Genomic DNA, 20,294 nt, shown 5'->3' with positions numbered 1-20,294 from the left:
TCTATCCGTTCGAAATCTCGACCAGCCGGTCGAGCACTTTCAGCGACCGGCCGCTGTCGATGGATTGCGCCGCCGTCGCCATGCCGTCGGCAAGCGTCGTCGCCTTGCCCGCCACCACCAGTCCGGCGCCGGCGTTCATCAGCACTGTATCACGAAAGGCGCCGGCAGCGCCGCCCAGCATATCGCGCAGCGCCTGGGCGTTGTAGGCGGCGTCGCCGCCGCGCAACTCGTCCTTGGTGTGCCGCTTCAGCCCGACCGCTTCCGGGGTCAGTGAAAAGCTGCGGATCTCGCCGCCGACCAGTTCGGCCACTTGGGTCTCACCGGTGGTGGTGATCTCGTCATAGCCGTCGCCATGGGCGACCCAGGCGTGGTCGGCGCCCAGCGCCTTCAGCGTCTCGGCCACCGGCATGATCCATTCAGGCAAGAAGACGCCGACCATCTGCCGGCTCACACTGGCCGGATTGGAGAGCGGGCCAAGCAGGTTGAAGATGGTGCGGGTGCCGAGCTCGACGCGGATCGGGCCGACATGCTTCATCGCCGGATGATGCGCCGGCGCGAACATGAAGCCGACGCCTGTGTCGTGGATACAGCGGCCGATCGTTTCCGGCGGGATATCGATCTTGACGCCGAGCGCGGTCAGCACGTCGGCGGCGCCGGTCTGCGAGGATAGTCCGCGATTGCCGTGCTTGGCCACCGGCACGCCGCAGGCGGCGATGACGAAGGCGGATGCGGTCGATATGTTGACGCTGTGCGAATTGTCGCCGCCGGTGCCGACGATGTCGATCGCGCCAGCCGGCGCGTCGACGCGCAGCATCTTGGCGCGCATGGTGGCGACGGCGCCGGAAATCTCGCTCACCGTCTCGCCGCGCACGCGCAGCGCCATCAGGAAGCCGCCGATCTGGCCGGGCGTAGCGTCGCCCGACATGATGATGTCGAAGGCCTCGCGCGCCTCCTCGAAGGAAAGGGAGTTGCCGGTGGCGACCTTGGCGATATGGGTCTTGAGCGCGCTCATCTGGTCAGGGCTTGGGCAACGGCGGTCTGGTCGATGCGAACGTCGTACTGCGTCTGCAGCTGCGCCACCAGCTGGTCGAGCAGGTCGTCGGACATGCCGGCGGTGAACGATTTCTGCGCGTCGTCCGGCACCGAGCTGGCGTCGGCTCCGGCAGGTTCGAAGACTTCGGCGATCTTGAACAGGATCTGTCCGTCGCCGGTGGGCGAAGGGATCAATCCGGTCCCGCCTTCGCCTTCGCCGAACATCGCAGCCGCCCCTTCCTTGCCGAAATCGACGTCGTCCGCCTCGCGCTTGACGCCGCGCTTGGTCTGCTTCTCAAGCTTGAGCTCGCTCGCGATCACGTCGAGCGTGGCGCCGGCCTTGAGACGCTTTTCGAGCTCGTCCGCTTTTGCGGTGAGCCGCTTGGTCGTTTCCGCCGCCGTCCAGTCGGCTACCACCTTCTGTCGGACTTCATCTAGCGTGCGGTCGCGGGCCGGCGTGATCGACTCCACTTCGTAGAACACGAAGCCGTTGTCGGCGGTGGTGAGGTCGGGATTCTCGGTGCCCGGTTCGGCGTCGAACACCGCCTTGATGAGTTCCGGCGATTCCGGCAGGTCCTTGACGATGGTGCCGTCCGGCCTCAGGCCGGTGCGATCGATCGCGTCGATGGTGATGACCTTCAGCTTCAGTTTTTCGGCCGCTTGCTTGAGCGTGCTGCCCGAAGCGCGGATATCTTCGTAATTGTCGTGCACATCCAACAGAATGCGGCTTGCCTCGCCCAGCGCCAGATCCCTGCGGATATCTGCGGACACTTCGGCCAGCGGCTTCACCACTTCGGGCTTGATGTCGGTGACGCGCAGCAGCACCGGACCGAAGGCGCCCTGAACGACCGGACTTACTTCGTTGACATTAAGCGCAAACGCCGCATCCGCCACTGCCTTGTCGGCGATCTTGTCCTTGGACAGCGTGCCGAGCAGCGTGTCGGCTTGCGTCTTGCCCTCGGCGACGACGATCTTGTCGAAGGTAGCGCCGGTCTTGAGTGAATCGAGCGCGGCCTTCGCGGCATCAGGCGTTTTGAACACGAGCTGTTCGATGGTGCGCATTTCGGGCGTGGTGTAGCGCCCCTTGTTCTTGTTGTAGTCGTCGCTGACCTGTTGGTCGGTCACGGCACTCGGATCCATGATGTCTTGCGGCTCGAGCCTGACATAGGAGAATTTGCGGTATTCGGGCGCCGCATAGGTCTTCTTGCTTTCCTCGAAATAGGCCGAAAGCGCAGTGTCGGATGGCGCTTCAATCGGCTCGACCAGCGATTTCGGCAAGGTCACATACTCGATGGTGCGGTCTTCGCCACGATAGAGCGCGACTGCCTTCAAGAAAGTATCCGGAGCCTTGAGGCCGTCCGAAACCGCCTCGACAATCTGCTGGCGCACAGCCACCTGGGCGCGATTCCTCAGATAGTCTTCCGGCCGCATGCCGACCTGTTGCAGTATGTATTCGAACGTCCTCCGGTCGAAGGTGCCGCCAGGACCCTTGAAAGCTGGGTCTTCATGCGTGAGTTGGGCCAGCCGGTCCTTGGACAACCCAAGCCCGAGCTTGCGCGCCTGCTCATCGAGGACTGCACCCGACACGAGTTGCGCCAGCACCTGGTTATCGAGGCCGAGCGCCGTCGCCTGCTCGCGGCTGATGCGCTGGCCGAATTGCTGCGACATCACGCTGATCTGGCGATCATAGGCGAGGCGATACTCGTTGATTGACACTTTGGTGCCTCCGGCCGTGATAACGGCATCGTGGCCCGCAAAGCCACCGACCATCTGGCCGGAAATGCCCCAGACGGCAAAGCTCAACACCAACAATATCAGCAGCGCCTTCGCGACCCAGGTCCCCGCCGCGCTTCTCAAGATACTAAGCATGGTCACTTCCGATTTTTGGCGCATTTTCGCATGCGCCGAGTTTGAAACAAGCGCAATAGCGTCCTTCCGGCCCACTGTCGATTGCTTTGTGGGCTGAGTTTGGTAGTGAGGACGCAGCCGAATATTGCCCGGAGAAGCAAATCCCATGACGCTAGGAATCCGCCCGCTGGTCGCAGGCAACTGGAAAATGAACGGCACCAGCGCCTCGCTCAACGAACTCAGGATGATCGGCAACGGCTTCATGAGCGGGCTCGATGCGGAGACCGAAGCGCTGGTCTGCGTTCCGGCGACGCTACTCGCGCACGCCGCAGAGATTTTGTCGCGCACGCCGGTCCGGGCCGGGGGCGAGGATTGCCACACGAAGGAGAGCGGCGCCCATACCGGCTGCATTTCGGCCGAGATGCTGAAGGATGCGGGCGCTAGCTACGTCATCGTCGGCCATTCCGAACGTCGCGCCGATCACAATGAGGACGACGCCATTGTTCAGGCCAAGGCGTCCGCCGCGTGGCGCGCCGGGCTGATAGCCATCATCTGCATCGGCGAGACGAGAGCCGAGCGCGAGGCGGGCGCGACGCTCGATGTGCTGTCGCGCCAGGTCGCCGGCTCGGTGCCGCCCAACGCCACGGCGTCGAACACCGTTATAGCCTATGAGCCGGTATGGGCGATCGGCACTGGACTGACGCCGACCGCCGCCGACGTTGCTGAGGCGCATGCGCATATTCGCGAAAAACTGTCGGAAAAGCTTGGCAGCGCGGCGGCGAAGATGCGCATCCTCTATGGTGGCTCGGTCAAGCCGTCGAACGCGGTCGAACTGCTCGGCGTGAAAAATGTCGACGGCGCGCTGGTCGGCGGCGCCAGTCTGAAGGCGGCGGACTTTCTCGGTATCGCCGAAGCCTATCGAAATATCTCGTAGCATCGAAAGGCTATCGGGGCACTTTGGATAGGCTGTGCCGCAGCGGGAAATCGTTGCAAAGGGCGCACTGCTTCCCATATTCCGGCCACGGGCTTGGAAATGCCATCAAAGCATTGTATTGAGCCGCCTCCAAATCACCGGCCGTATCCGCGGCCGCGCAAGGCTTTGCCAGGGTAAGCTATGGAAACCGTTCTGATCGTCGTCCACCTCATGGTCGTGCTCGCTCTTGTCGGCGTGGTGCTGCTGCAGCGCTCCGAAGGCGGCGGCCTCGGCATTGGCGGCGGCTCGGGCTTCATGACCGCGCGCGGCGCGGCCAACGCGCTGACGCGGGCGACGGCGATCCTGGCGGCGGCTTTCTTCGCCACCTCGCTGACATTGTCGATCGTCGCGCGTTATGGCGAGAAGCCAATCGATATTCTCGATCGTGTGCCTGTGACTAACGGCGGGGGCGGCGTGCTCAACCAGTTGCCTGGCACCACGGCGCCGACACCACCTTCCGGCAATACAGCGCCAACGCCGCCTTCCGGCAATGATGCTGCAGCCCCGGCTCCCGCTGCACCGCCTGCGGCGGATTCGACCACGCCGCCGGCCACAAACGGCGTCACCCAGCCAGTAACGCCGCAGGTTCCGAACCAGTAACCAGCAGACGTCCGGCGCCGCGATCTGTTGTTGTTTGAACACAGTCGCGGCAAATGCCGCACGATCCCGAGAATTCGACCGGGCACGGCACGACAGGGCGCTTGAGGCGTCTTCGATTAATCGATTATAGATTGCGCGCGGCACTTTCGGCGTCCTTGGGGGACGCCGGGCGACGCCGTGGGCAACAAGCATTGAACGATCGGATCTTCGCCATGCAGCTTCGCAGCTTCATATTAGCCGGCCTTTGTGCCGTGCTCAGCCTTGGTGGGCCCGCTTACGCGGCCATGCCGGCGGGTAATTCGGCCTCTAAAACCGCAGTAACAACTGACGTTGTCAACGTCGCCGCCAAAAGCGATACGGCGCAGCTAAGGCTCCTCAAGAAGAAGAAAAATCCGACCGCGGACGATCTGGCCCAAATCGGCAAGATCGAAGCCAAGATTGCGGCCGACAAAGAGGCCGCTCGAGCCAAGGCGCTCGAGGCCAGGAAGCTGGCGATGCGCGAGGCGGCCAAAGCCAAGGCCGACGCGGAACGGCAGGCGTTCCTTGCCAAGAAGAGCCTTGCCAAGAAGGATAAGTCCGCTGCCCAGCTGGCCGACGGAAAGCCGGCTAAGAAGACCGTCAAGATCATCGAACCCATCGCACCGATCCAGTCGGCCGAGCCGGTTTCCACCGAGGCCATGAACGTCGCGTTGACCGGCAACAACGGTGAATTGCGCAGCGAGCCGGTTGGACAGAAGCCGCAGAGCGTCGGGCTGTTCGCCGGTCTGTTCGGCGGCACGTCCTCGTCGATGTCGCTGCTCCCCGAGACCCGCGCTCTCGATGCCGCACTCGCCAGGAAGGAAGCCAAGAAGCAGTTCAAGGTGAAGCCGGAGTTCGTGCCGCAAGAGGTCGAATTCACCGGCTACAGTCCCGGCACCATCGTTATCGATACCAGCGCGCGCCGCCTCTATCTCGTCGAATCCTCATGGACCGCCCGCCGTTATGCGATCGCGGTCGGTCGTGACGGCCTGCAGTTCAAGGGCACGGTAGCGGTCGGCGACAAGCAGGAATGGCCGCGCTGGATCCCGACACTCGAGATGCAGAAGCGTGAACCGAAGAATTATGGCCGGTACAAGGACGGCATGCCCGGCGGCGGCGAAAATCCGCTCGGCGCGCGCGCCATCTATCTCTACGACGGCAAGAAAGACACCCATCTGCGCATTCACGGCACCATCGCGCCGCAGTCGATCGGAACGAGCGCCTCCAATGGCTGCTTCCGCATGATCAACGAGCACGTGATGGACCTTTACCGCCGGGTGAAAGTGGGCACCAAGGTCGTCATCATCTGACGACTTAACGGACTATTCCAAAGGGCCGGTCTCGCCGGCCCTTTTGTTTTGGTTCGAGCATCACCAGGGCGCCTTCTTGGGAAAAAGCCTTCGCGGCGGTTTTTTCTCTGGCGGAATCAATCCGGCCGCGTTAAGCGATGACTCCCATGGCGCGATATGTATTCATCACAGGCGGCGTGGTTTCCTCACTCGGAAAAGGCATCGCTGCAGCGGCCCTTGGGGCTCTCTTGCAGGCGCGAGGCTATCGCGCGCGCATAAAGAAGCTCGATCCCTATCTCAATGTCGATCCCGGCACGATGTCGCCATACCAGCATGGCGAAGTCTTCGTGACCGACGACGGCGCCGAGACCGATCTCGATCTTGGCCATTATGAGCGCTTCACCGGCCGCTCGGCCAACCAGCAGGACAACATCACCACAGGCCGCATCTACAAGAACATCATCGAGCGGGAGCGGCGCGGCGACTATCTTGGCGCCACCGTGCAAGTGATTCCGCACGTCACCGACGAGATCAAGAACTTCATTCTCAACGGCAATGACGACTATGACTTCGTGCTGTGCGAGATCGGCGGTACGGTCGGCGACATCGAGGCGATGCCGTTCCTGGAGGCGATCCGCCAGCTCGGCAACGATCTGCCGCGCAACAACGCCGTCTACGTGCACCTGACGCTGATGCCCTACATTCCAACGGCGGGCGAATTGAAGACCAAGCCGACCCAGCATTCGGTCAAGGAATTGCGCGGCATCGGCATTGCGCCCGACATTCTGCTGGTCCGCGCCGACCGCCCAATCCCCAGGGAAGAGCGCCGCAAACTGTCGCTGTTCTGCAATGTCCGCGAGAGCGCGGTCATTCAGGCACTCGACGTCCCGCACATCTATGACGTGCCGATGGCCTATCACAATGAAGGGCTGGATTCGGAGGTGCTGGCCGCTTTCGGCATCGATCCGGCGCCGAAGCCGCGCATGGAGCCCTGGCAAGCGGTGTCCAACCGCATTCACAATCCGGAAGGCGAGGTGACCATCGCCGTCGTCGGCAAGTATACCGGCCTCAAGGACGCGTACAAATCGCTGATCGAGGCGCTGTCGCATGGCGGCCTCGCCAACCACGTCAAGGTCAAGCTCGACTGGATTGAGAGCGAGATTTTCGAGAAGGAAGATCCGGCGCCGTGGCTGGAAAAGGTCCACGGGATTCTGGTCCCCGGCGGCTTTGGCGAGCGCGGCGCTGAAGGCAAGATCCTGGCGGCGAAGTTCGCCCGCGAGCGAAAAGTGCCATATTTCGGCATCTGCTTCGGCATGCAGATGGCTTGCATCGAAGCAGCGCGCTCGCTGGCCGGCGTCGAGCATGCCTCGTCGACCGAATTCGGTCCGACCGAGGAACCGGTCGTCGGCCTGATGACCGAATGGCTGAAAGGCAACATGCTGGAGAAGCGCAGGGAAACTGGCGACCTCGGCGGCACCATGCGGCTCGGCGCCTATCGGGCTGACCTCGCCAGGGGTTCGAAAATCGCCGACATCTACGGTGACACGCAGATTTCCGAGCGCCACCGCCACCGCTATGAGGTTAATGTCGACTACAAGGAGCGGCTCGAGGATTGCGGCCTGGTCTTTGCCGGCATGTCGCCCGACGGCGTGCTGCCGGAAACGGTCGAATACCCCGACCATCCCTGGTTCATCGGCGTGCAGTATCATCCCGAGCTGAAAAGCCGGCCACTCGACCCGCACCCGCTGTTTGCCAGCTTCATAGAGGCCGCGGTGGAACAGTCGCGGCTGGTCTAGGCTGCCACCGGCCGTCATGCAAACTTACGTCGCTCTGCTTTACAGCATCGTTCTGGGCGAGGGGCGACGTCTCGTCATGTCCGATCTCAGGGCCATGACAGAAGGCTTGGGGCTGTACAACCCGCGCACGCTGGTGGCGACCGGCAATCTGGTCTTCGAGACGAAAGAGACAGAAATTGCCGCGCTGGAGCGCCGGTTGGAGACGGCGTTCGAAAAGACCTTCGGCCGCCATGTCGACATCATCGTGCGCCGCGCGGATGACTGGTTGAAGCTTGCGGCCGGCAATCCGTTTCCCGCCGAATCGGCTGCCGCGGCGGATCAGGTAGCGGTGCGCGTGATGCGCAAGCCCGTTCCCGCTGGAGCCCTCGCGGCGCTGGAGGCCTATGTCGGCAACGATGAGCGAATGCAGGCCGTCGGCGGCGACATCTGGATCTTCTTTTCCCGCGAGACGCCAAGTTCGCGGTTGCTTGCGGCGACAAGCCATAAACGTCTCGGTGTCGGCACATCCCGCAACTGGAACACAGTGCGCAAATTGGCGGAGATGGTCGGCGGGTAGGCTTCTCCTTCTCCCACAAGCTAGGGAAGGAGGGGACAATTATGTCATGCCTTCGCCGTTCCGGCTCCGGCGGAACTCGCCGTTTCCCTGTAGAGAGCCTCGACGCGAGGGAACCGGCAACCGCTTGGTTTGCCGGCTTTGGCCTATAGGCATTCGATGAAAGCCGCGCCTATCGGCGCACAACGGTTCGTCGCACCCTTGTCACGTTTGGTGATTCGATTTCGGTCGAACGATATGAGAGACTTCGTCTTGGCCCGGCCTCATTTTTTAGCATCGGGCCCTGTTTGCCGGAACCAAGTGGTCAGCCGTAAGTTCAACAAGGTTCGATCAGGCACGTAGCGATCGACCGGGAGGAAACGATGGATCGCCTGCAATTCTTTACGCCTGTGCGGATTTCGCGCGGGCAGGAAAGCCCTGCCGAAGAAATTTATAGTGTAGCCGAAGCGATGGGGTTCTTGCGTAAATGGCCAATAGGCCGGCGTGGGCCAGTCTACCAGTGCGCGGTGAATTGCTGCTCTGCGGCTCTGGCGGGCCGGATGTCGGCAGAAGAAGCAAGGAAGGCTTTTGCGGGCTTCGCCCGAATCACACGCTTGCTCGACGACGACATGACACTGCCGATGGGCGGCGAAAATATTAATAGCGTGCATGCGCTGAGGCGATGAACGGTCATATTGCACCCCGCCATGAACGCGGTGCCTACGGCAACGTCACAGCACCTCGACTGAGGCAGCGAACACGCAGCCAGCGCCGCGCTCGGTGACAACGAGCTTCGGCTCGCTCGGGTTGACCTCAAGCTTGCGGCGCAGTCGCAATATCTGCACGTCGATACTGCGGTCGAACACCTCTTCGTCGAGAATCCTGCTGGCGGCGAGCAGCTGCTCGCCGCTCAGGATCTGCGACGGCGATTGCAGGAACGCTGCCAGCATGTCGAGGATCATCAGGTCCACCGGTCTTTGTTGAGGACGCGCGACAAGGGCCGGCATGCTCGTCACGACACTGCCTTTCTTGTCCGCTCGAACATGGAAATGACATTGTTGTTCGATGGCCGCTCGCCGTTGCCCGTCACCCGGTCGAGGTCGCCACGCTTGCGAAGGCGGGCCGCATCCAGAAGCATGCTGCCGGCCCAGCGATAGACGTTATTGTCGCGGACCATCTCGCGCATGGGCCGCATACGCTGGCGCTGTTCCTCCGGCGTCATGGTCAGCGCCTGCAGCAGCGCTTCGCTCGTCATGGCCGTATCGTAGGGATTGACGATCAATGCCTCCAGAAGTTCGCGCGAAGCGCCGGCAAAGGTGCTGAGCAACAGCACGCCCTGTTCGTCGTCGCGCGCCGCGACGAATTCCTTGGCCACCAAGTTCATGCCGTCATGCAGGCTGGTGACCATACAAATGTCGGCCGCCCGATAGATCTCGTAGACCTGTTCCTGCGAGTGATGTTCGGCCACCATCAGGAGAGGACTGTAGTCGTTGGTGCCATAGCGCTGGTTTAGCTCTTCGGCATAGCGAAGGCATTCGTCATGAAGTTGCTGGTAGGCCGGCAATGTGCCCCGGCTGGGCGCCGCGACCTGCAGGAAAACCACTTTGCCTACCCATTCGGGATATCGCGTGAACAATTCGTCCAAGGCATGAAAGCGATCGAGAATGCCTTTGGTGTAGTCGAGGCGCTCGACGCCGACGCACAGTTTGACGTTCGCAGGCAGCCCGAATCTTTCGCGGACACGGGCACGGCATTCCTCGACAGCCGGCAATCTTGCCAGCAGTTCGGCCGGCCATTCTATTGAAATGGGGTAAGCGTGGACCAGAGTCGTTTGCCCGCCATAGGAGATCGCCGCGTCCGCCCGTTCTATGCGGCTTTCCAGGAAACGATCGACGCTTTCGGTAAAATTGTTGGCGTGGAACTGAGTATGGAAGCCGATGATGGAGCTGCCCAGCAAGCCTTCCAGGATCCGTTCACGCCATGGACAGATGCTGTACACTTCCGAGTTGGGCCACGGGATATGCCAGAAAGTGATGACGATTGCCTCGGGCAGGCGCTCGCGGATCATGCGCGGCAAGAGCGCGAAGTGGTAGTCCTGGACCAGCACAATCGGCCGCTCGTTGCGCGCCTCGGCAACCACTGTATCGGCGAACTTCCGGTTGACGGCCTCATAGGCTTCCCAATCCGACGCGCGAAAAATCGGGCGGGTGAAGGCGATATGGCAAAGCGGCCACAGACCCTCATTGGCGAAGCCCAGATAATAGGCCTGGTATTCTTCCTCCGTCAGCCAGACCCTGCGCAGCGTGTAGGACGGATTGCCAGGCGGCACCTCAACCCGGTCGTTCTCGTCGACGGTGAGACGGTCAGCTGTTCCGCCGCCGTAGGCGATCCAGGTGCCGGCACAGGCTCGGGTGATCGGCTCAAGCGCCGAAACCAGCCCGCTGGCCGGTACCAAGAGCTCGACGCCGTCATCGTTGACGTTGTGGATGTAGGGTTCGCGGTTGGATACCACGATCACCTGCGTCTCCGGCAGATCCTCGGCCAGGATCTTGCGCAAGGTGTCGGGCGACCATGTGATCAGCGCTGCATCGGCCGAGTGGCCGTTCTTTTCAAACTCCCGCAGCACTGTGCGAGCCGCTTCCGAAATCACGTCCTCGCCTGGGGTGGATGCGGCCGCTGGTATGTGGCGTCGGTGGGATATCGAGAACACCAGGGCAACAGCGGAAAGGCCAAGGCTTGCAATGATTAGAACCCAGAGTACCTCTATGCCATAGTCCAACATTGGAATAACGATTTTTCTCAGGCCGATCAGTGGCCATGTTGGTGTGTTGGTGTGTTTTTCGAATTCGCAGCCGGCCAATCGTGACAAGCTGCCGTGCGTCGGAACGTTCAGACGGGCCATCGGTTCCGCTAATCGCAGCGCAGCGGTCGGTTCCGAAAAGCCAAACTAGGTCCGCACGATGAGCGGCACCAAGCCCTCATGCCGGTCGGCGAGAAAGGCGACGACCCTATCGCCGACACGCTGGAAGGTGAGATCCACCTTACTGGTGCCAACGCCCAGATGCCTCAGCGTGAGCGTGTCGATACCAATCGGCAGCCTGGGACCGGTGACGTGGATTTCGCCGTCCCAGCCGTCGATCTCCAGGCCGAGGCAGGCCTGCATCAGCATGAAGGCAGACCCGGCCGACCAGGCCTGCGGCAGGCACGCGACGGGATAGGCGATCGGCGCTTCGCCCGGCGCGCGGGTAAAGCCGCAGAACAGTTCGGGCAACCGCATGTTGAAATGGACAGCCGATTCGAAGGTGCTGCTCATCAGCCGGACCACGCTTTCGCGCTCGCCAAAGCGTGCCAGACCGGCGCTGCACATGGCGGTGTCGTGCGGCCAGATCGAGCCGTTGTGGTATGACATCGGGTTGAATAACACAGCATCGTCGGCGAGCGTCCTCAGCCCCAGCCCGAATGGAAGGAAGCCGAAAGCAGCTGGTCGGCGACCAGCTTCGCCCGCGTCGGCTCGGGGAGCCCGACATAGAGAAGATGCCCGACATTAGACGTCCGCACCTTGCAGGGCTCGCCGGCGCCATCAATCGCCAAGGCATAGAAGCCGAGATCATCCAGCCAGAAATGGCGTTCCACAGCGGCACGCATGGCCTCGGCGCGGCTGTCCCAATGATCGGCCCTGTCACCTTCGCTGCGGCGGCGGGCGAGCGCCGCCAGCCCCCGGAAGGCGGCAAAGACATAGCCTTGCACCTCCACCTGAGCGATCGGTCCCTTTGGGATGCGGCCATCTGCATGGAAGACGGAATCAATGCTGTCCTTCCATCCCTGGTTGGAGAGGCCGGATTCGGCGGCACGCTGATAGGTTACGAAGCCGGTTGGCCGGCTCGCCTCCTCGGTCCACTCGGCCGCAGCGCAGAGCGACGGCCACAGACTGTCCACGAACGCCATGTCGCCGGTACGGTCCGCATAGGCGCAGGCGAGATGGATGAAGAGCGGCGTCGTGTCGACACCGCCATAGTAGCGGCCGAAGGGGAGCTCCCGCAGCGCCGCCATTTCGCCTTTGCGGGTCTCGTGCATGATCTTACCCGGCTGAGAATCGCTGAACGGCGATGTCTCCGTAGCCTGGTGCTGGGCAAGGAAGGCCAGCACGCCTCGCGCCAAACCCGGGTTGAGCCACAGCCATCTGCAACGCGGAGATCACGCCGTCACGGCCGAACGCCGTAGAAAACCAAGGGATACCCGCATATGGGTAGGGTCCGGTCGTAAGCTCCGTGGTCAGCAGCGCCACATCCGCGCGAGCGCGCTCGACCCAATCGTTGAAGACGCGGCCGGAACTGTGCACAGTGGCACCATGGCGGCGCTTGGCCCGCATGCCGAAGCGAGCGCGGGCCGCGGCGGCGCGGTAGCGATCGCGGTTCGGCGTTTCCGCCACTCCGGGACCGACCTCGACATACAGCACCTTGCTGCTGCGCCTCGTCACGGCAATCAGGAAGTCCGCACGGTCGGCCGTCAGCTGGTCCGGCGCCTGCGAGAAAGATATCGCCGACCTCCGCGCCAGCCCGTCTAGCCCGTCGTAGCGAAGCAGGACGGAGGTCGCATCCGTCTCGGCAGCATGGGCCATGCCGCGCTTCAGCCTTGTCGAGCCGCGCACTTCGAACATGTCGCGGAAATCGGCGGCAAAAGGCAGCGAAACGCGGATAGTGGAGTGGTCCTGGCTGTAATTGGAAAGGGTAATGCGTTCAAATAATCGGTCCTGCCAAAGCAGCCTGACGCGTTCGATATGGATCGCGCCCTGCGGAATGTCCCGGCCGCGGGCGCTCTGCATCGGCAGATTGGTCAGGTTGGAGGTGAAGAGCACATTGTCCTGGCTGAGCGACGCACCGAGCAGCGATGTCTGCCGGCCGCCGACGGTCAGCCGGAATTCGGAAAGCACTCGCGTGTCGTCACGGAAGAAACCATCGCCGGCGCCGCGAATATCGCCGTAGGCGTCGGCCACGGCAAAGCAATCGCCTTGCTTGAGGGCGAACAGCCGATGCGGCTCTCGAGGTGCGGTGGCGTCCAGGGACGCAAGTGCCACCGCGGGATCAAGCTTGCGCTCGTCGAGTTGGGCCATTCGCTACATATCTCTCTCGTTTCGCCCCCCGAGGTAATGCCGCTCACAACGCTCTTGCTTCGGCCGAGGCGCCGATCAGGCGCGCATAGGCGGAAACGTAGTCGCGGGTCATTCTTTCGGCGGAAAACCGCCTTTCGAAGACAGCTCGCACCTTCCGCCTGTCGAGCCGCAGCATGCCCGGCACCGAGGCGACCGCGCCCTCCATGGAATCCACGATAAAACCGGTCACGCCTTGATCGACGATTTCCGGCATCGCGCCGGAGTTCCAAACGATCACCGGCGTGCCGCAGGCCATCGCCTCTATGACGGCAAGACCGAACGGCTCTGGCCAGTCGATCGGGAATACGAGGCCGGCCGCGTTGCCGAGGAATTCCGCCTTCTTATCCTCCTCGATCTCGCCGACATAGTCGACACGGTCACCGTCGACCAGCGGCTCGACCACCTCTCGGAAATAGGCGCGGTCGTCGTCGCCGATCTTTGCCGCAAGCTTCAGTTTCAGCCCCGAGCGCAGCGCGATCTCGATGGCACGATCCGGACGTTTATCGCGCGACATCCGGCCAAGGAAGGCGAGGTAGGGCTCCCCTGGGCTCGTCTCGAAAACCGGTTTGTAGAGTTCGGTCGGCAGCCCGTGGTGGATCGTCGTCAGCCAGTTGGCGTTGGCGAGCCCCGTGCTTTGGCTACGGGATACGGAGATCATCGGAAAGCGCGGAAAACGCTCATAGGCCGGCCCCAGATCGACATAGTCGAGCCTGCCGTGCGGTGTCGTCACCGTCCGCTCGGGCATGTGCTCGAAGAAAGAAAAATGCAGGAAATGGCTGAGGTGAAAATGAATGATATCAAAATCATGAGCTCGTTTCCTCACCTCGGAAAGCATCGAAAGGTGCGCGGCTGTCTCGGATTTCAGCGGGCGTGGGTCAAGACGCAGCGCACGCTCGCGACACGGCACCAATTTTGCCGACGTTTTTGTATCGCCACTGGCGAACAAGGTTACGTCATGGCCAAGCTCGACCAATCCTTCGGTCAGATAGGAGACAATGCGCTCCGTACCTCCATAAAGCCGGGGCGGCACGGATTCAAGGAGCGGCGCCACATGGGCTATTCTCATAGGCTGGCATTTCCCTCAAACATCATCGCTGAAGTCGAAATGCATCACCCCCCCGAACGTTCCGCAACGGCAAGAAGTCGGGCGATGATTGGCGATTCACCACCCGACCCTTTGCCTTTTACCAAGGCCGTGGGCGTTTTTGCCGGGAACCAATTGGCTGGCCGTGAATTTAATAAGGTTCGATCGAACGCATCGCGATCGACGGGAGGAAAAGATGAATCGCCTGCAGTTCTTTACGCCGGTGATAATTTCGCGTGGGCAGGGAAAACCTGTCGAAGAAATCGACAGTGTCAGCGAAGCGATGACGTTTTTGCGCCACTGGCCGAAAGGGCGGCGCGGCCCGGTGTATCAATGCGCGCTGAACTGCTGCGCTGCGGCTCTGGCGGGCCAGATGTCTGCCGAGGAAGCAAGAAAGGCTTTTACGGGCTTTGCCCGGATCACCCGGCTGCTGGATGACGACATGTCGCTGCCGACAGGCAGCGAAAGGATGGACAGCCTGTACACGGCGAGGCGATAGACGGTAGATCCACTCGCGACGATCCGCGCCGGTGCGTCCACGCCGCCAAAAGAGACAGGCTTCAAGCTGCAGTTCGTGCACCTGTCTCTGTTGGCGAGCGCGCTCTCATGCGAGGTCGTGTCCCGTTAGCTCGTTCAGGTCACAAAGAATGCAGCTGCCGTAAGCGACAGACCTGGAGAGAGAGTGGCGAATTGTGTTTGAACCGCGCCGCCGATCCCGTCGCTGTCGAAAGAGAGTGCTCCGGTTGAATTGTTGTAGAGGATACGGTCGGAACTGTCGTGCGCGGCCGCACCCGCAAAGAAAGCGGCGGATGTGAGCGCGCCCGAGCTCAGCCCGGCAAAGATTGCGTTGTCGAGGTGGATCTTGTCCTGGGACTTATTGAAGTCGGTAATCCTGTCGATATTGCCGGCCCCCAGAGCGGTATTGAAAACGAAGGCATCATTGCCGCCATTGCCGGTCAAGGTGTCGGCGCCGCGGCCGCCATTGATGACATTGGCGCCGGCATTGCCCTTAATGGTCTGGGCGAATTCGTTGCCGGTGAGGTTGATTGCCGTGGTGGCGGACGGATATCTGGCGGCCAGAAGTTCGACCGCCGAGCCGGCCGCAAGCGCGTAGCTCACCGTGGTGGCCACGGTATCGCGACCGCCGCCTGCAGCCTCGATCACCTTGTCGCCGGCATTGTCGATATAGTAGCCGTCGTTGCCCCCATAGCCGATCATCGTGTCGGCGCCGCCGAGACCATTGATGGCATTGGCGCCGGCGTTGCCCTGGATTGTCTGGGCGAACTCGTTGCCGTTGAGGTTGATTGCCGTCGTGCCCGACTGGCTGGTGGTGGCGAGAAGCTCGATCTGCGAGCCGGCCGAAAGAGCATGACTCAATGAGGCGAGCACCTTGTCGGTGCCGCCGCCCACCGCCTCGACGACCCTGTCGCCTGCATTGTCGACATAATAGGTGTCGTTGCCGCCGTAGCCGGTCATCGTATCGGCGCCAGCGAGGCCGTTGATGACATTGGCGCCGGCATTGCCCTGGATAGTCTGGGCAAACGTATTGCCGGAGAGGTTGATTGCCGTCGTGCCAGACGGATTCGTGGTGGCGAGAAGCTCGATTTCCGAGCCGGCCGCGAGCGCATAGTTCAGCGAGGTGAGTACCCTGTCGGTGCCGCCGCCGGCCGCCTCATTCACCTTGTCGCCGGCATTGTCGACGTAGTAGGTGTCGTTGCCACCGTAGCCGATCATCGTGTGGGCACCGGTTCCCTGAAGTACATCGGCTCCGCTGGTGCCATAGAGCGTATCGTCGGTTGGAGGTGGGGTCGTGGTGCTGGTGTTGTGTCGCAGGAAAAAGTCTTGCATCGCCGGAGTGTTCCCAAGCGAGGTTTCGCCGTTCTGAGAGGACCATTTATAAGCCATGTCAAACGCAGGATTGGGTACCAGCCTTTCCCAGTGGTCCATCATGGTCTGCATCTGGGACGTCGTGGGCATGACATATGATCCGCCCGTATTGGTCGCCCAGCCGCCGCCGCCAAACGTCTGATAGACCGGAATGATCGCGCTCTGCGGGATGCCTGCTTCCAACGCCGCAGCCACGGCTCTGTCAATGTAGTTGAAGTCCACCGCAGTCGTGCGCACCGGATAAGGGTTTATTCCGTAATAATCGATGCCAGTGTTGGCAGGATTGTACGTATTGGAATAGTCCGAATCTGCGAATGACCCCATGTCCATCAGGGTGATAAAAGTCTTGGCGCCCGGAAAATGGGAATGGATCCAGTCGGATTCCGCCTTCAGATTTGCAGCGCTCACTTGGGTATGATATCTGCCGGTGGGATCAGGCTCGTCAGTCAGGAAAAATCCTAAAACCTTCGGATTGCCGATGAGAGGCGTTACCTTGTCTATAAAGGACTGGGTTACTCCATTGCTCTCGCCGAGCCAGATCAGGGCCTTCGAGCCCTCCGGCAACGCGTTGACCGACGACGCGTATTGAAGATCAACTAGGTTGAAACCAGCGGCCTTGGCCTGGGCCGCTGAGGCGCCCCAGGTGAAATGCATTGTGGCCATGCGAATATCCCTCGTGTGATTCGGTACCCCCGATCCCTGCCTACTCGACGGCCCATATTAGCGCCAAATCAATTAGCGACACGCCATTGATAGAATCATTGATCTTCGACGGAACACCAATCGTCATGTGATTTGACTCACTGACCTTGCGCGAAACTTGATGACGGCAATGTTGGATATATAGTCAGTCAGTTGGGATTGCCTGGTTTCCCGAACGCTTCTAGAGCCGCTCTCTCGTGTGAGGATGGCGTCGATGAAGGCCGCACCGAACCGCAGGCGCTTGGTGTTCGGCTGATATTGTCGCCATGTCGTTTGTACGACTAAGGATCGTTGATTGCGCTCGCCCTCCGAAGGCAGAGGTCGCACGTTCGACTCCTGTCGGGAGCGCCAAGTGGCGCCGGTCCATTCTGGACACATAGGTTACGGTTTATACTGCTGCGAGTGGCTCTGGGCCAGATATCGGACGAGGAAGCAAGGAAGGCTTTTGTGGGCTTTGCCCGGATCACCCGCCTGCTGGATGACAATGTGGCAGGGCCGATAGATGGTGAAAGATGGACAGCGTCTACACGCCGAGGCGATATGCTGTGCCGGAGTCGGACGCGAGCGGTTATCCGGCGGTGAGCCGCGTCTCAAGAGTGGTACTCAACCCAAGCTTCCTGCACCCCGCCATGACGCTATATCCATCTTCTAAATCGAATGCCGGCTTCGCCGAATGCTTGCACCATTCTGGCTTCGAGGGCGCGCTTCTCCCGTCTCGCGGGATTCCTCAGTTTAAGAGAGTGGAATTCCACGTAGGCGGCATATAGATCACGATGGGTTCCAGCCCTGATCAAATCATCAAGAATTTCGTATTCTGCCCCCTCGACGTCGAGCTTGAGAACGATCACGTCATACAGCGTACGCTTTGTCCGGATCATTTTTGAGAGTGAAAACGTTTCGACGAGGTCCGGCGCAAATCGCTGTGATTGATACAGGCTTTCGTTGTGGTCCAAGACTATCGAGCAACTTTGGTGGGTGGCTTCCGCTCGATCTGGAGGAGGCCCAAACAATTCAGCGTAGCCGTCTTTTACGCTCGCCGCCTTTGGGATAATCTCCATAGTCAAATTTTTCGCGCGCAATGCATTAAGCTGCGCAAGGCAATTCTTGTTTGGTTCGATCAAAACGTAATCGTATTTGTCGGGCGTATAGTATGTAGAAAAGAATCTAAGACCTTGACCTATATTTGAACCGCAATCGATAAACAATCCGCGACTTCGATTTGTCAAATTGAGATGGGACAATGCCTGCTTTGCATCAGACGCAACGCGAGGACGAAGCCCTTGCCATCTGAGCGGCTCGATCAGCGATAGGGCAGACAATTGGAGGAGTCGACCAGGCCCTTCGGTTCGTAAAACCTCCAAGGATCGCTTGATCTTTCCCATGACCCCTCATTGCCAATCGCCCTGCCGGCCCAGTTGCGCCCTGGCATCCCCGGTTTTAAAACCCGCTTGCTGCTTTTGCCCGCGGAACTGACGCCCACCGGATGCTCTCCAAAGTCAAACACGCATCGCCTGCGGAGAGCCTCCCTTTGAAGGGCAGGTCCACTCATCTTCAATCCCTAGCCACTAAGGTATGAATTCTCATCCTACGAATGGATGACAGCGACAGGCGTTTCGCCGAAACAATGCGTTAGCGAACCTAGCGTGGTTCCTTCGGCCTGCTGCTGGTTCAGGGGACCGGCACTTGAGCTAACCTTGCCATTCTGGAGCTCAAACGGTCCGGGGTAGCCTGCTTCGCAGGACGTGGAGGAGAAACGACAATGCCGAAATGGGCTTAGAACGGTTCTGGGGACGGCCGGCGCCATCGCAGGTGCCGCGACGATCCGCGCCAGGGCATCCACGCCGCCAAACGAGACAGGCTTCAAAAGTGCAGTTTATCCACCTGTCTCTGTTGGCGAGCGCGGGCCCCTCGCGCGATGGCGTTTCCCGCTAGCTCCGTTAGGTCACAAAGAACGAGGCTGCCGTAAGCGACAGATCTGGAGAAAGAGTGGCGAACTGTGTTTGAGATGCGCCGCCTGTGCCGTCGCTGTCATAGGAGAGCGCTCCAGTCGAACTGTTGTAGATGATGTGGTCGGAACTGTCATGCGCGGCATTACCCGCAAAGAAAGAGTCGGATGCGAGCTTGCCCAACTTAAGCTCGGCAAAAATCGCGTCGTCGAGGTGGATCTTGTCTTGGTTGAAGTCGACGACCTTGTCGACATTGCCGTTACCAAGGGCGCTATTGAAGACGAAAATGTCGTTGCCGCCGAAGCCGCTCAACTTATCGGCACCGCCGCCGCCGTTGATGACGTTGGCGCCGGCATTGCCCTGGATGGTTTGGGCCGACTCGTTGCCGGTCAGGTTGATTGCCGTGGTGCCGGCGTCCTTTGTGGTGCCAAGGACTTCAATCGACGAGCCGGCCGAGATCGCATAGCTAACAGAGGTCCACACCCTGTCTTGACCTTGGCCAGAGGACTCGACCACCTTGTCGCTGGCATTATCGACGTAGTAGTCATCGTTGCCGCCAAAACCGCTCAACTTGTCGGCACCGCCGCCGCCGTTGATGACGTTGGCGCCGGCATTGCCCTGGATGGTTTGGGCCGACTCGTTGCCGGTCAGGTTGATTGCCGTGGTGCCGGCGTCCTTTGTGGTGCCAAGGACTTCAATCGACGAGCCGGCCGAGATCGCATAGCTAACAGAGGTCCACACCCTGTCTTGACCTTGGCCAGAGGACTCGACCACCTTGTCGCTGGCATTATCGACGTAGTAGTCATCGTTGCCGCCAAAACCGCTCAACTTGTCGGCACCGCCGCCGCCGTTGATGACGTTGGCGCCGGCATTGCCCTGGATGGTTTGGGCCGACTCGTTGCCGGTCAGGTTGATTGCCGTGGTGCCGGCGTCCTTCGTGGTGCCAAGGACTTCAATCGATGAGCCGGCTGAGAGTGCATAGCTCACAGAGGTCCACACCCTGTCTTGACCTTGGCCAGAGGACTCGACCCCCTTGTCGCCGGCATTGTCGACATAGTATTCGTCGTTGCCGCCGTGGCCGATCATGGTGTCGGCACCGACGCCGCCGTTTAGAGTGTTGGCGCCGGCATTTCCCTCGATGGTCTGGGCGGGGCCGTCGGATGGGGGCGTGCCAGAATCGCTAACTGGAGGCGTATCAGAATCGCTAACTGGAGGCGTGTCAGAATCGCTGACTGGAGGCGTGTCAGAATCGCTAGCTGGAGGCGTGTCAGAATCGCTAGCTGGAGGCGTGGCAGGATCGCTAACTGGAGGTGTGGCCGGGGCGTCATCCTGAAGATTGTGCTCCCGGAAGACGGCTTGCAGTTCCGGCGAGCTCTCAAGTGCGACGTCGCCTTCCTGCGAACCCCAGGCATAGGCAAAGTCGAATTCGGGCGACGGA

The 20,294-nt window shown here is 61.0% G+C and carries 15 protein-coding genes and 2 pseudogenes; 7 read left to right on the top strand and 10 right to left on the bottom strand.

Going from position 1 to position 20,294, the window contains the following annotated elements:
- Window position 1 precedes the first annotated feature (1 nt).
- Both trpD and CIT31_RS22145 read right to left on the bottom strand, forming a co-directional pair.
- Window positions 2-1,012, bottom strand: a complete 1,011-nt coding sequence (gene trpD, locus CIT31_RS22150; RefSeq protein WP_095520385.1) for an anthranilate phosphoribosyltransferase — start codon at window positions 1,010-1,012, stop codon at window positions 2-4.
- Window positions 1,009-2,901 carry a SurA N-terminal domain-containing protein gene (locus tag CIT31_RS22145; RefSeq protein ID WP_095520546.1) on the bottom strand — a complete coding sequence of 631 codons (1,893 nt, stop codon included), beginning with the start codon at window positions 2,899-2,901 and terminating at the stop codon, window positions 1,009-1,011. The genes trpD and CIT31_RS22145 overlap by 4 nt, the downstream gene beginning before the upstream one ends.
- Window positions 2,902-3,046: 145 nt before the next feature.
- On the opposite strand from CIT31_RS22145, the gene tpiA reads away from it, so the two are divergent.
- The 6 genes from tpiA (at window position 3,047) to CIT31_RS22115 (ending at window position 8,774) form a co-directional block, all read left to right on the top strand.
- Window positions 3,047-3,814, top strand: coding sequence for a triose-phosphate isomerase (gene tpiA, locus CIT31_RS22140; RefSeq protein ID WP_095520384.1), 768 nt, complete (start codon window positions 3,047-3,049; stop codon window positions 3,812-3,814).
- Between the two features lie 180 nt (window positions 3,815-3,994).
- Window positions 3,995-4,453: a preprotein translocase subunit SecG gene (secG, locus tag CIT31_RS22135; RefSeq protein ID WP_065009597.1), complete on the top strand. Its 459-nt coding sequence runs from the start codon at window positions 3,995-3,997 to the stop codon at window positions 4,451-4,453.
- Window positions 4,454-4,665: 212 nt separating this feature from the next.
- Window positions 4,666-5,781: a L,D-transpeptidase gene (locus CIT31_RS22130; protein ID WP_095520545.1), complete on the top strand. Its 1,116-nt coding sequence runs from the start codon at window positions 4,666-4,668 to the stop codon at window positions 5,779-5,781.
- A 137-nt stretch (window positions 5,782-5,918) separates the two neighbouring features.
- Complete coding sequence (locus CIT31_RS22125; protein ID WP_095520383.1) at window positions 5,919-7,556, top strand: CTP synthase; 1,638 nt, start codon at window positions 5,919-5,921, stop codon at window positions 7,554-7,556.
- A 16-nt stretch (window positions 7,557-7,572) separates the two neighbouring features.
- On the top strand, window positions 7,573-8,112 hold the full coding sequence (locus CIT31_RS22120; protein WP_095520382.1) for a DUF1697 domain-containing protein: 540 nt from the start codon (window positions 7,573-7,575) through the stop codon (window positions 8,110-8,112).
- A gap of 359 nt (window positions 8,113-8,471) precedes the next feature.
- The gene (locus CIT31_RS22115; protein ID WP_095520381.1) at window positions 8,472-8,774 is read left to right on the top strand and encodes a DUF982 domain-containing protein; all 303 of its coding nucleotides are present in this window, start codon (window positions 8,472-8,474) and stop codon (window positions 8,772-8,774) included.
- A 45-nt stretch (window positions 8,775-8,819) separates the two neighbouring features.
- Here the strand turns inward: CIT31_RS22115 and CIT31_RS22110 are convergent, their stop codons facing one another.
- The 5 genes and pseudogenes from CIT31_RS22110 to CIT31_RS22095 form a co-directional block, all read right to left on the bottom strand.
- Window positions 8,820-9,050, bottom strand: coding sequence for a winged helix-turn-helix domain-containing protein (locus CIT31_RS22110; protein ID WP_280950353.1), 231 nt, complete (start codon window positions 9,048-9,050; stop codon window positions 8,820-8,822).
- A 50-nt stretch (window positions 9,051-9,100) separates the two neighbouring features.
- Window positions 9,101-10,870, bottom strand: coding sequence for an alpha,alpha-trehalose-phosphate synthase (UDP-forming) (locus CIT31_RS22105; RefSeq protein WP_095520543.1), 1,770 nt, complete (start codon window positions 10,868-10,870; stop codon window positions 9,101-9,103).
- Between the two features lie 165 nt (window positions 10,871-11,035).
- A pseudogene (locus CIT31_RS36130) lies at window positions 11,036-12,234 on the bottom strand (amylo-alpha-1,6-glucosidase).
- Window positions 12,167-13,198, bottom strand: a complete 1,032-nt coding sequence (locus CIT31_RS36125) for a glycogen debranching N-terminal domain-containing protein (protein WP_425350634.1) — start codon at window positions 13,196-13,198, stop codon at window positions 12,167-12,169. The pseudogene CIT31_RS36130 and the gene CIT31_RS36125 overlap by 68 nt, the downstream one beginning before the upstream one ends.
- A gap of 43 nt (window positions 13,199-13,241) precedes the next feature.
- Window positions 13,242-14,303, bottom strand: coding sequence for a glycosyltransferase family 4 protein (locus CIT31_RS22095; protein ID WP_095520380.1), 1,062 nt, complete (start codon window positions 14,301-14,303; stop codon window positions 13,242-13,244).
- A gap of 214 nt (window positions 14,304-14,517) precedes the next feature.
- On the opposite strand from CIT31_RS22095, the gene CIT31_RS22090 reads away from it, so the two are divergent.
- Window positions 14,518-14,820, top strand: coding sequence for a DUF982 domain-containing protein (locus CIT31_RS22090; protein ID WP_095520379.1), 303 nt, complete (start codon window positions 14,518-14,520; stop codon window positions 14,818-14,820).
- Between the two features lie 134 nt (window positions 14,821-14,954).
- Here the strand turns inward: CIT31_RS22090 and CIT31_RS22085 are convergent, their stop codons facing one another.
- The 3 genes and pseudogenes from CIT31_RS22085 to CIT31_RS34370 all read right to left on the bottom strand — a co-directional run.
- Window positions 14,955-16,871 (bottom strand): calcium-binding protein, encoded by a 1,917-nt coding sequence (locus CIT31_RS22085; protein WP_165778526.1) that lies wholly within the window; start codon window positions 16,869-16,871, stop codon window positions 14,955-14,957.
- A gap of 674 nt (window positions 16,872-17,545) precedes the next feature.
- Window positions 17,546-18,292 (bottom strand): FkbM family methyltransferase, encoded by a 747-nt coding sequence (locus CIT31_RS22075; protein ID WP_095520378.1) that lies wholly within the window; start codon window positions 18,290-18,292, stop codon window positions 17,546-17,548.
- Between the two features lie 555 nt (window positions 18,293-18,847).
- Window positions 18,848-20,294, bottom strand: a pseudogene (locus CIT31_RS34370) (hypothetical protein); the annotation flags it as partial.

The sequence above is a fragment of the Mesorhizobium wenxiniae genome, assembly GCF_002284535.1.
Taxonomy (GTDB): domain Bacteria; phylum Pseudomonadota; class Alphaproteobacteria; order Rhizobiales; family Rhizobiaceae; genus Mesorhizobium; species Mesorhizobium wenxiniae.
The sequence above is the reverse complement of the archived record's forward strand: the minus strand, read 5'-3'. Positions and strand labels throughout refer to the sequence as shown.